At 44.1% G+C, this 13,448-nt stretch carries 12 protein-coding genes and 1 other annotated feature; of the genes, 10 read left to right on the top strand and 2 right to left on the bottom strand.

All coding sequences use genetic code 11. The features are described from left to right. Positions 1–12 precede the first annotated feature (12 nt). On the bottom strand, positions 13–1,080 hold the full coding sequence (locus tag MZO41_RS09645; RefSeq protein WP_013355863.1) for an ABC transporter permease: 1,068 nt from the start codon (positions 1,078–1,080) through the stop codon (positions 13–15). Positions 1,081–1,252: 172 nt separating this feature from the next. Here MZO41_RS09645 and MZO41_RS09640 point away from each other — a divergent pair, with 172 nt between their 5' ends. From MZO41_RS09640 to MZO41_RS09620, 5 genes are all read left to right on the top strand, one after another. Continuing rightward, the gene (locus MZO41_RS09640; RefSeq protein ID WP_003642103.1) at positions 1,253–1,756 is read left to right on the top strand and encodes a YagU family protein; all 504 of its coding nucleotides are present in this window, start codon (positions 1,253–1,255) and stop codon (positions 1,754–1,756) included. Positions 1,757–2,139: 383 nt separating this feature from the next. Further along, positions 2,140–3,438 carry a cation:dicarboxylate symporter family transporter gene (locus MZO41_RS09635; protein ID WP_003644750.1) on the top strand — a complete coding sequence of 433 codons (1,299 nt, stop codon included), beginning with the start codon at positions 2,140–2,142 and terminating at the stop codon, positions 3,436–3,438. A 195-nt stretch (positions 3,439–3,633) separates the two neighbouring features. After that, on the top strand, positions 3,634–4,449 hold the full coding sequence (locus MZO41_RS09630) for a MerR family transcriptional regulator (RefSeq protein ID WP_003642101.1): 816 nt from the start codon (positions 3,634–3,636) through the stop codon (positions 4,447–4,449). A gap of 95 nt (positions 4,450–4,544) precedes the next feature. Further along, the gene (locus MZO41_RS09625) at positions 4,545–5,222 is read left to right on the top strand and encodes a DUF554 domain-containing protein (RefSeq protein ID WP_003642100.1); all 678 of its coding nucleotides are present in this window, start codon (positions 4,545–4,547) and stop codon (positions 5,220–5,222) included. 380 nt (positions 5,223–5,602) lie between these two features. Further along, entirely contained in the window at positions 5,603–5,776 is a 174-nt protein-coding gene (locus MZO41_RS09620) for a hypothetical protein (RefSeq protein ID WP_021355952.1), read from the top strand. 378 nt (positions 5,777–6,154) lie between these two features. Here the strand turns inward: MZO41_RS09620 and MZO41_RS09615 are convergent, their stop codons facing one another. Continuing rightward, entirely contained in the window at positions 6,155–6,658 is a 504-nt protein-coding gene (locus MZO41_RS09615; RefSeq protein WP_003642097.1) for a YueI family protein, read from the bottom strand. 585 nt (positions 6,659–7,243) lie between these two features. Between MZO41_RS09615 and MZO41_RS09610 the strand changes: the two genes are divergently transcribed. The 5 genes from MZO41_RS09610 to MZO41_RS09590 all read left to right on the top strand — a co-directional run bounded on the left by MZO41_RS09610 (position 7,244) and on the right by MZO41_RS09590 (position 12,883). Further along, positions 7,244–8,014 (top strand): C39 family peptidase, encoded by a 771-nt coding sequence (locus MZO41_RS09610; protein WP_013355862.1) that lies wholly within the window; start codon positions 7,244–7,246, stop codon positions 8,012–8,014. Between the two features lie 474 nt (positions 8,015–8,488). Next, the gene (locus tag MZO41_RS09605; protein ID WP_252129678.1) at positions 8,489–9,787 is read left to right on the top strand and encodes a GH25 family lysozyme; all 1,299 of its coding nucleotides are present in this window, start codon (positions 8,489–8,491) and stop codon (positions 9,785–9,787) included. A 99-nt stretch (positions 9,788–9,886) separates the two neighbouring features. Then, a complete protein-coding gene (locus MZO41_RS09600) occupies positions 9,887–10,552 on the top strand; it encodes a hypothetical protein (RefSeq protein WP_003644748.1) in 666 nt (221 codons plus the stop codon). 176 nt (positions 10,553–10,728) lie between these two features. Further along, positions 10,729–10,923: a binding site (T-box leader), on the top strand. A gap of 53 nt (positions 10,924–10,976) precedes the next feature. Then, on the top strand, positions 10,977–12,233 hold the full coding sequence (gene tyrS, locus MZO41_RS09595; RefSeq protein ID WP_003642093.1) for a tyrosine--tRNA ligase: 1,257 nt from the start codon (positions 10,977–10,979) through the stop codon (positions 12,231–12,233). 134 nt (positions 12,234–12,367) lie between these two features. Continuing rightward, positions 12,368–12,883, top strand: coding sequence for an ECF transporter S component (locus tag MZO41_RS09590; RefSeq protein WP_003642092.1), 516 nt, complete (start codon positions 12,368–12,370; stop codon positions 12,881–12,883). Positions 12,884–13,448 lie beyond the last annotated feature (565 nt).

The following is a 13,448-nucleotide window of genomic DNA, read 5'->3' as shown; positions in this document are numbered from 1 at the left end:
ATATCATCCTCCTTATCCAATGGCAACGACGGGGTCAATCTTGGCGACAGTCCGCCATGAGAGTAAGGCACCGACGACTGCAGCTAACAAGAGAGCCACACTATAAATACCAAATTGTGGGCAGTCAATGGCGAATGGTAATCCGGCGGGCATGATTTGCGCGAGGCCTAACGTAATTAGAAGGCCGATGCCGATACCAATGATTGCCATGACGACACTTTGGGTGAGTAGGGCAGCCAAGATGTGTTTGGTACCAATACCTTGTACTTTTAAGACCCCGAACAAGGCTTGTTTTTGAAGGGTCAGAACGAACATGAAAATTCCAATCACGGCTAGGGCAATTGCGAACAAGAAGTAAATCATCGTGTTGAGTGTCAACTGCTCAGCGCTGTATCCTGGTAATTTTTCAATAAACGTGGCAATTGATAAACGTTGCATGTTGCCATGATGTTGAGTCTTGAAATGACTCTTTTTAGTCACAAAGGCGTTGACCGGTTGTTGATCGCCACTGGTGATGGGATTACCTTTGAGACGATTGAGCGTGGCAACGTCCGTGTAGACCGTTGGCGCAATACTATAGGTACTAGCTTTGAAAGTACCGACGATCGTTACCTTTTGATCAGTGGTCCCAATGCGAACTTTCTGACCAATCCGATAGCCTTTGTCTTTTAATCCCGCGGAAATCAATAATTGATTCTTGCCGTTGATTCGGTGTCCTGAGATGACTTTTGGCATCAGAAAACTATCGCGAGTGGTCCCAAAAGCGCTAGCGTTAGTCTTTTGACCATTACTGGCAGTTCGTAAAGTACCGGACAGACTAGCTAAGGGTGCGACGTCCTGACCTTTGATTCGATCTTGGTCTGCTAGTTTTAATTGGGATGCTGACAGTGTCTGATTCGCATCTTCGTTCAAATAAACTGTTTGAGCATGCCACTGGTCAACAGCCTGACGATTACCATTGGATAACCCGTTAGCAAGGCCCGCTAACATAAAGACGACGAGGGCAATTAGTAGCAAAACCCCGCTAAGTAGCCCATATCTGAGTTTTTCGTGGGCCATTTCTTTTAAGCCTAAATACATGTCAATTCCTCCCTTTTAATTTCATTTATCAAGTGATAAATCAATGTGGTAATCGTATCACGTTCATTTTTGTAAATCAAATTTTTTATTTAATTACCAGGCTAAATTATTTCGAAATGGGTACCAAGGCTGGTATGATTAATTTATTGAATAGAGAGGCAGGTAATTATTAATGGTGAACAAGCAGTTCAATCATCGGGCCGCAGTTATTGCTGGTGTGACTGGTGGTGTGATTTCTGGTTTAGTTAAGTTAGGGTGGGAGAATATCCTACCGCCACGAACGCCACAGCGGGATCAAACGAATCCCCCACAACAATTATTGCAACAAATTGGGATTCCCGCCAGCGTTACGCATGCAACGTATTCATATTCTGGTCATGATTTACCAGGTGTCAGCTATGTCATGCATTTCGGATTCTCAACGACCTTTGCTGTGGCCTATAGTTTATGGGCTCGCAAGCACCCCCGGGCAAAAGGTGGCAGCAGCGCGTTGTATGGGTTAGGTATCTGGACAGCCTTTCACCATGGTATCTTGCCAGCACTGGGAACCGTTCCCGCTGCGAAGGATCAACCAATGACCGAACACGTGTCAGAAGCCATTGGGCATGTTTTATGGATGTGGACCGCTGATTGGGTTAGTGCCGCTGTCTATGACCGGATGACCCGTTCCAAATAGCGGTTTAAATCGGTTAGTGAGTGACGACATGATGAAGTGTCGTAATCGCAACCGTTGAATAAAGTTTTTGCTTAAAAAACTAGCTTGGTTAGGAATGATTACAACTGCTAACCAAGCTAGTTTTAATTGTCGCTATTTTGGTTAATGTTCGGATTCTGATGGTAACGGAAATAGTGATTCACCGCGACAATCACGTGATTATGAGGAAAGCAACTGAGATTAACGTCTATTACAATGGGACCATTTGATTTTAATGATTGATTTTTTAATTTAATTCTCATATTGACTGAAAATGTGCTAAAATATTAATATTGTGTGCAATATTTCATAAAAACATCCATAAATGAGAATGGGGCGGAAGTAGCTTGGAAAAGCAGGGAAAGATGAAGCGGTATCGCCAGTTCCGATTGAGCTTGGGCTGGCAGATCTTAATTGGGCTAGTGCTTGGAATTGTATTAGGGGTCGTCTTTTATGGCAATAAAACGGCAATTACTGCGATGCAAAACATCGGGACGATGTTCATCAGTCTGATTCAAATGATCGTTTTACCAATCGTGGTGGCATGTCTGATTACCGGGATTGCTAATATGGGCGACCTCAAAAAGTTAGGTCGGATTGGTGGTAAAACCATTATCTATTTCGAAATCATGACGACGATTGCGATCGCCTTAGGGTTGTTAATGGGTAACATTTTTCATCCTGGTGACTATATCGATATTCATCAACTACATGCGTCGAATATTAGTCAGTATGTGCAAACCGCTAAGACGGTCTCACACAATGGTATTTGGTCGACGGTCATGGGCATTATCCCGACTAACGTCTTTAAATCATTGTCAGCTGGTGACATGATTCCAGTCATCTTTTTTGCCGTTTTCTTTGGTTTAGGGACGGCGGCTATTGGCGAACAAGGCAAAATCATTCTGGACTTTATGAACGCTGTCGCCGAAGCTATGTTCAAAGTGACGAACTGGGTCATGCACACGGCTCCGATTGGCGTCTGTGCCTTAATTGGGGTCACGGTCGCTGAAATGGGCTTGAAGGCGCTGGCCCCGTTAGGCTATTTCATTATTCTTGCTTATATTACCATGGCAATCTTTATTGTGGTTGTGATGGGCATTGTTGGTAAGTTATTCGGTTTAAATATTTGGCACCTACTACGGGTCATTCGTGATGAAATGGTGCTTGGCTTTTCAACGGCGAGTTCTGAAGCGGCCCTGCCCCGCATTATCGATAAGATGGGGAAATACGGTGTTAGTGAAGGAATTGTCTCATTTGTGATCCCAACTGGGTATACGTTTAACTTGGATGGCTCCGCAATTTATCAATCGTTAGCGGCGCTTTTCTTAGCTCAGGCTTATGGGATTCACCTGTCACTCAGCCAGCAGATCACTTTATTGATTGTACTTATGATTACGTCAAAGGGGATTGCTGGTGTGCCGGGGGCTTCGTTTGTTGTCTTATTGGCGACGATTTCAACGATTGGCGTGCCAGTACAAGGACTCGCTTTTATTGCGGGAATCGACCGGCTAGTTGACATGGGACGAACCGTGGTTAACGTGGTCGGCAATTCATTAGCTGCGGTAATTATCGGTAAGTCAGAACATGAATTTGATACGGCCAAAAGTGATCAGTATTTAGCTGAGATTCGGGCGGGGCATGCGCGCGCAATTACGAAATAATTGCTAACAGCTCTGTCAGTTAGTTCTGCATTAATAATGCGATGGCGATGATCACTGATGATTGATAGGCCCAAAAGTTGTATTTCAGAAATTAATTTCTGAAATGCAACTTTTTTTATGATATCTTATTCTGGTTACAGCAATTACTTCAGCGATTAAGTTATGATAAGACCTATAGGGGAGGATGGCGATCGGATGACAACTGATTTTTCGATTGGGCAACTCGCACAGTTATTTGATATCCCAGTGGCGACTTTACGCTATTATGACGAGATTGGGTTATTGACGCCGGCACGAGTCAATCCGCATAGTCACTACCGATATTATGGGACGCCTCAGTTCGAACGGTTGAGTACCATTAAATATTTGCGAGCACTCGGCTTACCATTGGCTACGATTGCCGATTTTTTTGCGGCCCGTGAACTGTCCAAGCTGACGAGTATGTTAACGACCCAACAGCAGCAGGTTGAGGCGCAATTGCGATTATTAACGGCGGTACAACAACGGATCAATACACGCTTGGCCCAGATTAAAACGGCCCAAAGTGCCAATTTTGATGTGACTGAATGCGTGACGTTACCTGAAAGAGCGATGGTGGCTTTACGTCAGCCTTATCGCCCTCAAGATGATATTGAACTTGTTATTGCTAAGCTACGCGCACAGACCGGCGCGACGAACGAAATCTTTCTCGGCAAGGTTGCGCTGATGCTCGACCAGCAAGCCATCCAAGCCGGACATTTTGACCGCTATGCGGGAATTTGTTTATTATTTGAACCGGGTGATACGGTGCCACCCCATCAAGAACACTTGGCAGCTGGTAGCTATGCGCAGCGGATTTTTCACGGCACTCATTTGGATGCCCCGATGCAGTATCGACAATTGTTAGCGGATTGTCGTGCTCGCGGCTGGCACGTGGCGGGAACAGCTATTGAGACAGCACTGATTGATTATGGGATTACAGATCAGGTTGCACAGTCGGTGACGCAGATACAATTACCAATCAAGACTTGACCCTCAAGTAACTTTAGACTTTATACTAAATGATAATTAATTATTTTAAATTGAAATAAGCGCTAGAGATTAAGCTATTGATTAGGAGTGGCGATATGATTGGGACGATTTTTAATACGAGCATGATTTTAGCTGGTTGCTTGGTCGGCAGTATCTTTAAAAAAGGAATCAAGCCAGCTTACCATGCGATATTATTACAAGCACTAGGGCTAGCGGCTTGTGTCATCGGCATTAATGCGGTCGTGCAACGGATGCCGCAGAGTAAGTACCCGGTGCTTTTTATTGTGAGCTTGGCGATTGGTGGATTAATTGGTCAAGCTTTGGATATTCAAGGGCATTTTGACCGCTGGGTGGGCCGTTTGGCGGGTGGCAACTTAGCGGAAGGCCTAGCGACTGCGGTGTTACTGTACTGTATTGGATCGTTATCGATTTTGGGGCCGATTGAGGCAGCCTTAAAGCATGATTACACCTTTTTGTTTACGAATGGCATGTTAGATGGCATCACGTCGATCGTATTAGCATCCACTTTCGGATTTGGCATCGCGATTGCGGCGGGCGTCTTGTTTTGTTGGCAGGGGAGCCTGTATGTTTTAGCATTAATTTTGAAAGGTGCATTGAGTGCAGCGTTACTGAATGAAATTACCATTGTTGGTGGTATCTTGATTCTAGCATCCGGCTTAGGCATGTTGAAAATCAAGCAATTCAGTACGTTGAACCTATTACCAGCCTTGCTAGTGCCACCAATCGTAATTAGCGTGATGCAATTATTTTAACTAGTGGGCCAATGGTGAAGTCAATTAAGTCTTTTGATTGATAAAGTAAAAGCCACCAACTTAGGACAATCAGTGAAAGCTGATCATTTTAAGTTGGTGGCTTTGTGTATAATGCATCGATTTGAGAGATTGGCATTAAATATGGTTAAAACGGACTGTTTAACTGGATTGTTTTCCGTCAGCCGGTGCGCGTCCTATGCCGACCTCCGGGGCTGGGTGCCAATTGCTGGAACGCAGCCGACGTCGATTTGAGCTAACGCCCAACCCGCGTCATCTCAAATACGAGTCTTATTCTAAGCCGGAAGGAAATCACTTCCGACTAAGAATAATTTGGCTACTGAGCATTGTCCCCCAGCCCCTCCAGCCGGGAAGCCGCTCGAATGGCTGATGAACGACCACCGAACTTAGCACAATCTATCGTTGGCTATTTTGATACTGGAACTTCAAACAAAATGTTAGGTGCATTAGCACTTTGTCGAGAGATTACATCTTACTATACCAATTCAGGATTAGTGAGCTATCTCAATATCACTTTCAGTCTGACAGTTGATTGACAAAGTTATTGTTTATGAAAAACAATGACGAATTCACCAAAAGTTGGGTCCGCACATGTCCGCCATTCGAACACTATCCCGACTGGAAGGCATTTCGGCCAATGCTCAGCGGTGAAATTCCACTTAGCAAGCGTCCTTTGCTTGGTTAGTGGAAGACCAGTATTTAAGACGTGGTTTGCGGCTTAAATCTGTGTCCACCGCGTTCCAGCAATTGGCAGAAATGCCTGGAAGCCGGTCTAGGACGCGCCAACTAAGCAATTTTACGCTTACTCGACTTTTTTTCAGCGGGCCTAAGCTGGTTACTTTTGATTTAAAAAACAGTCCGTTTTAACCATAATTCACGCAACACGCACAATAGATGTCAAAGTAAGACACCGGTTAGATTAAGTGGTGTTTGATGCTGAAGAGTTGACGATTGCGTTCCAGATGACGGTGAATGTGATCGATGAGGACGTCGTGCGACCAATCGGTAGTTGTGTTAAGTGGCGGAACGGGAAAACGTTCATCGATATCGATTGTCGGTGGCGTGATGGCACAGTTGGCGACTAGGGCGATGGCGAGGCTCGTAGGTGTGTGCTGGTACATGAGGTCATTTCGAATCGCAAACCTGATGTGCTGCTGGTTGGCTAGTTTAACGTAGCGATTCAGGATGTCTTCATCTAGTAAGCCATGTAAGAGTAACTGGTAATCAGGATGGGCCGCCATTTCACTTTTTAGTTCGGTTGAGTAGTCACGCATGAGTGCTTGGGTGAAAGTAATGCCCACATCGATTCGTTCGTGAAACGTGCCAAGGTTACGGTGTTGTTCATCCGGATGTAGTACGGGGGCCCCGAATATTGCGGATTGTAAGTGTTTATCCATTTGGTCTTCAGAATTAGCCATGCCGGTCAGGTCCTTTCACAATTAACCATAAGATTTAACTGCTTTTACTACTATTGTAATAAAGAAAGCGCTTTAATCAACATAAAATTTTCTAAAGCTGATTAGAAGCCAAATCTTTGGATGCCACTAGGCTTGAAACGGATGACAGATAATCTAAGGACGCAACGGATTTGCCGGGGCCAATTTAATACAGTTTTGAAAACAAGGACTTGGTACTTCATAAAATAACGAAGGTGCCCAGAATTAGGAAAGTTGACTTCATCGGCAAATAACGAATATTCAAGGCCATTTTGGGAAAAGCCAGCCTCGGCCAGATAATCTCAATTATAATCTAAGTAACGGTCAGGGCTAATTCAACAAATTGATAATAAGGTTACTAATATATCAATAAACTGATTAAAGCAGTGTGTTGCTTAATGATTAACCAGGCTAACCTTAATCCTTGTCAGCATTGACTTACGGCTGATTATACAAGCCTTTTTTTTAAGATTGTAAAGGTGTATTATTGATTCGTCCATGGTATGATACTACATAGTATGTTAGTAAAGTAGTCAATCAAATTAAAAGAGAAACGGATGGTAACAAATGCCAAGACATTTACGGAAACGGCGCCGGTCCTGGACGCTGATCATAATTGCCATGGTGCTTTTGGGGGTCATTGGATTTACAAGCACACAAGTTTCTGACTGGATTGATGCATCGTTTACAACTAAACAAACGGATGCAGCTAAGTCTAGTTCCCAAACGAAGCCCAAATCGGTCAATCAGGTCAAGTTGGACGTCCCGCTAGTGAATCAAATGACAACACCACGTTTATACAATGGTTGTGAAGTCACATCGTTGACGATGTTGATGAATTATGCGCATATCAATGTCACTAAAAATGAATTAGCGGCAAAGATTACGAGTGTGCCACTCACTTATAGTGACGGCGAACACGGAAATCCAGAGTATGGGTTTGTTGGGGATATTACTGGTAACGATCCTGGGTTAGGTGCCTATCATAAGCCAATCTATAAATTGGCGAAAACTGAGACTAGTCAGGTGAAGGACTTAACGGGGGCAAACTTTGATACTGTGATTGAACAGTTAGAACAAGGACGGCCCGTTTGGACGATTACGACGGCTTCGTTTGCACCAGTCAGCACGATGCAGACTTGGCAGACACCACAGGGATCCGTTAAAGTGACTTATGATATGCACAGCGTGGTCATTGTTGGTTTTAACCGGACTAAAAAGTTGATTTATATTAACAATCCGTACGGAGAAAAACAGCAGGCAGTCAGCTGGAAGAATTTTGAGGCTGCTTATAATCAGATGGGCAAGCAAGCCATTGTTCTGACGTTACCACATTAGTTAGTTAACAACATGCTATTGTGAACCAATTAGTTTAAGCAACTAATCTTGGTCAAGATGAGCCAAAATCTTGATGAGGGTTAGTTGTTTTTTTTGTGGCGGTATTTTCGAATGAAACGGTTGTAATATCCCGTGGTATGGGTAGTTCGGGCACCGGAAAGCGGGTGAGAAACTGCTAACAATATCATGATTGTAACCAAACTGTAATTCAAATATCAGCCTTTCCAGAGTTGTTCATAATATTAACCATAAAGGGGCGGCGCTTTGTTAACAAGCTGTAACTGAATTGAAATCGAATTGACGCCCCAGCCCATTAAAAATGGCCTATTATTGGTAGTATAAGAATGTTAAAGTTATGGGTATGTCATAAACTGTCCTTGATAGTTTAGTTGTTGATGATTGTGGGAATCACCAACAACTTATGATGATAATTTTTTTAATTGCGGAGCACAGTATGGGGAGAGGGACCGCATGATGGGGATTAAAAGGCTCAGTTGGTTAGTTGGAATGGCGGTGGTCGCCACACTTGGCATGCAAATTACGGTTCAAGCACAGGGACACGCGGTGGTCGATATTTCCGAGTGGCAAGGACAGCTCAGCCCAAGTCAGGTGCAGGCGATGAAGTCGCAAGTGCTATTTGTGATCAATCATCGTCAGTATGGTTTAAATTATGTTGACCGGGACGCAGCGAATAATACGGCATTATATGTTCGTTATGGGATTCCATTTGGTGAGTATGATTTTTCGCAATTTACGGATGCCGCTAGCGCGCGCCGTGAAGCCCAAGCGTTTTATGCGCGCTCCAATAAAGCTGCGCGTTTTTATGCTTTGGATTTTGAAGTTAATACGGTACGTTCAGGATCAACTAATGCGGCAGTTGCGGCTTGGTATCGTGAAATGCGCGCATTGACTAACAAAAAACTGATCTTCTATTCGTATGCTTCGTTCGCACTGACGTATGCCAACCAAGCGCGGCAACGGTTTGATGCCCAGTGGATTGGTGCGCTAACGCCCAACCCACCAATCATTTCGGCGGCGTTATGGCAGTATACCAATCGCTATCATTTAGCTGGGCTAGCGGCACCGGTTGATAATAGTCGGGTCATTACTAGTGTTCATCCCGTTTCGTGGTGGTTGGGGACGGCCCATGGCGCACCCAGTGTTGTGATTAAAGCTCAACCAAGACTGAAAGTTATGCACGATCGCCATTTGACTATGCCGGCCCACAATCAACAGCATGGACGGGCGGGCCAAGCAGTTGTCGCCATTAAGAGGCCAGCAGTTCAGCCAGCTGTGAAGACTCGGCCGGTGCAGCAGAAAGCGGTAAGCAATAAGTCGCGTTCGCAGACCGTGGTGCGCGTCAAACGGCGGTCATTGCAAACGATCAGTGTTAACAGCCATCATGGCAAAATAACTCAGCATCGCGTCATTCGACGCCGAGCGACTCAGCCCAAAGTGATAAAACTTAAAGCGACGCGACGTACAGGAACACAGTTTAAACTGAATACGTCCAAAGCAACTAAACTTCGGCGGCCCGGTAAGAGTATTCGAACAAAACCAGTGGCTCGTTCAAAAGGGCGAACGCGGCAGCGACTTACGCGACGTCAACCGTCACTGAGGCAGCGAGTAACGAGAAACAGGCAATCCCGACGCCACACACTACGAGTAACGGTGCAGCGGCGAGGGTCGACGATTCGTCGTGCACCACGTCGGCAACGAACACAAATACGTCCCGTACATAACACTTCTCGGGACAAGCGAGGACTTAGCTGATTGCATGGCTGTCGCTCAGTTCTCATTATCATGGTAGAAAAGGTAATTATGGTTAAGTAAAATCGGTCATTTGTTGTAGAAATTAGGAGGATATTTTTCATGAACTTTAAGCGCAAAATTCAATTAGGAATCGCCACTGCAACTGGGATGTTGGTGGTCGGAATTGTTGCCGTACCTTCAGTAACGAATGTATTACACGCGGCTTCAGACAGTGTTAGTTTGGTTAGTCAGACGGCAGCGCCTACGACCGTCAAGGCAACCAATCAAACAGTCAAGGCCATCAGTGCAAGTGGGACCAAGGGAAACTACCGGGTGAAGTACGCCAAAGCTGGGACTAGTTCGACGACTGCGACGTATCAACAGACGAACTACAATACGAAAAGTGATGCCAGCAGCCAAGTCGATTACTTAGCGAATACGCAGGGTCAGCGTACGACACTTAATTCAGGTACAGCGGCAACGGTTCAAGGGACGATGGGCAAAGTGTATGTTCATTGGAACACGGGTAGTTGGTCAGTGACAACGATTGCCAATACACAGGACGTTGCTGGTAATCCAACCAAGTTTGCTAATCAGGTCAATAATCAGATTCAAAAGCAAGATTTGACGAGTAAAAATGTCACGAGTGGTGCCGTTACCGTGTACGATACCCCACAAAACGGACAGGCAAACTCAGTTCAATGGCAAAATGGCAAACAGGTTGCTAAGGTTCAAGGCCAGCAAGCCAATACCGTTATCAAAATTGCGGCGGATGCTAAAGATTAAGTTTTTACCTGGGAGCTCAATAAATGAGTGCCAGTAGTCTGGTTATATCACTGTGTCGACGTCAACCGCATTCACAAGCCAGACACTATGGTTAGATTAGTGGGTTTAATGCGATGTTTTGACCGAAAATAGGATTGACTTTTGGCAGTGGAGTGCTTATGATGTTAGGTAATAATTAAAAAGTAGTGATCGTTAATTAGTAGTCGTTGACCCAACAGTCTAGCGACTCGGTGGGTGGTGCGAACCGAGCTGTGGTCAAAGATGAATTACATAACGTGAACTGCCATTGGCCGGATGATATCCGTTACTAATCAATGAGCGATCACATTTGGTGATAACTTGGGTGGTAACGCGGAAAACTCGTCCCTGTTTTGATGACAGGGGCGAGTTTTTTTGTCCAGCGACAATAACGAGGAGGACTAACATGAACATTATCGATGATTTAAAATGGCGTGGTGCCATTAACCAACAAACGGATGAGGCCGGGTTAAAGGAACTTACCGAAAACCAATCAGTCTCACTATACTGTGGGATTGATCCAACCGGGGATAGTATGCATATTGGGCATTTGATTCCTTTCATGATTCTCAAACGATTCCAATTGGCTGGTCATCATCCCTACGTTGTAGTTGGTGGTGGGACGGGTGCTATCGGTGATCCATCTGGTAAGAACTCAGAACGTAAGTTACAGACCATGGATCAAGTGAAGCATAATCAGGATGGCTTAAGTGCTCAGATGTACAAGTTGTTTGGTCATGACGAAAACTTTTCGATTGTGAATAACTACGATTGGTTATCAAAAATTTCATTACTAGATTTCTTACGCGATTATGGTAAGTTGTTCAGTGTGAACACGATGCTGAACAAGGAAGTTGTTGCAAGCCGGTTGGAAGTGGGCATTTCATACACTGAATTCACATACCAAATCTTACAATCAGTTGACTTCTTACACTTGTACCGTGCTGAACACGTGCAACTCCAGATTGGTGGGGCTGATCAGTGGGGCAATATCACCGCGGGGACCGATTTGATCCACCGCTTAGAAGGCAATGACGCTAAGGCTTACGGATTAACAATTCCATTATTGTTGAAGGCGGATGGGACTAAGTTTGGTAAGACTGCTGGTGGGGCCGTATGGTTAAACCCTGAACGGACATCACCGTATGAATTCTATCAATTCTGGATCAACCAGGATGATCGAGACGTCGTCAAATACCTCAAGTACTTCACGTTCTTAAGTCATGAAGAAATCGATCGATTGGCCGAAACGGTGAAGACTGCACCTGAAAAACGGGAAGCACAACGGCGCTTAGCTGAAGAAGTCACGGAATTTGTTCATGGCAAGCAGGCGGTAGTTGAAGCTGAAAATATTACTAAGGCGTTGTTTACTGGTGATGTTCAAAGTTTAACGGCGGACGAAATTGAACAAGGTTTCAAGGGTGTGCCATCAGCAGACGTCTCAGCTGAAAAGCAAAACATTGTCTTGTGGCTGGTTGATGCTACGAAATTCGAACCTTCTCGGCGTCAAGCACGTGAAGATATTAAAAACGGTGCGATTCGAATCAATGGTGAAAAGGTGACGGATGTCGAGGCCGAGATTGATCCGTCCGCAGCCTTTAATGGTAAATTTGTCATTGTACGTCGTGGTAAGAAACGTTACTTCTTGGCACATGTTAAGTAAGTTAATTTAGCAGGTGGACTGGACCCGTTGTGGCCCAGTCTTTTTATTATTATTACAAGTAAGAACTGGTGTAAAATTTACTTAGGTCACATTAATAATGCGTGATCATTGCCAGATGAAAATCAATTGAGGAGATGAAAGTTTTGGTGGGGGTTAAATTTAATACACGGACGATTGCAATCCTGGGGATGTTGATCGCACTTAATGTTGTTATTTCTATCTTTTTCCATATCCCAATCCCGATGACACACGGTTATATTAACTTATGTGATGCGGGAATATTTATTGCAGCACTGATTTTTGGCTGGCGTGGTGGGGTCATTGTTGGCGGTGCTAGCGGACTATTACTAGATTTATTGCTAGGGTATCCACAGTATATGTTTTTCTCACTACTCGTTCATGGTTTAGAGGGCGGAATAGCAGGATATCTTGGTGCTAGCAAATCACATGGTCGACAGATTGCAGCGATAATTACTGCGGTAGTGGTGATGGTGGTCGGATACTTTTTGTCAGATTCGCTGTTGTATACGATGGCAACTGGATTGGTTGGTGTACCGACTAATTTAGTTCAAGCTGTGGTTGGTGGTATCTTGGCATTCCCAATTGTTGCGGGAATTCGACCAATCGTTAAACGTCATTTGAATTTTTAAAATTAGATGTGCTGGCTTAAGATAAGCGTTCGTCGTGCTTTTACGGGCGCTTTTTTGCTGTCTAAAGGGAATCCTTAATTGGAAAACATAGTGCCATCTCACAATGATGTTAATCGATGACATATAATGTAGTAATTGTGTAATTGACGACAGTTTTGTGCCGTTCTTTTCATAAAAGTGAAAAAACATTGGATTAATTGTTGACAGTTTCATAACTGGCTGGTATATTAGTAAACGTTGCTGCTACGGCAGATGCATCTCACCACCAAATAATTATTGAAATTAGTTGTTGACAACTTCTTCAGTAATTGGTAAGATAGTTTCTGTTGTCGCAACGGCAACCACGACAAATTAATCAAGTTACTTCTTAAAAAAGTTGTTGACAAGATATTGATTAAGATGTTATGATGATTAAGTTGTGTTAAGCGATTAACACATGGAATTAGATCTTTGAAAACTGAACAAAGTTTCGACGAATCAAATGTGTAGGGTCTCTTGATTTTGAATCAAGAGCAAAACATTTGCGAAGTCAATTCGCTAGCAAATAAATTTTAGTACAACATTA

It is taken from the genome of Lactiplantibacillus sp. C232 (genome assembly GCF_023806725.1).
Lineage (GTDB): Bacteria > Bacillota > Bacilli > Lactobacillales > Lactobacillaceae > Lactiplantibacillus > Lactiplantibacillus plantarum.
The sequence above is the reverse complement of the archived record's forward strand: the minus strand, read 5'-3'. Positions and strand labels throughout refer to the sequence as shown.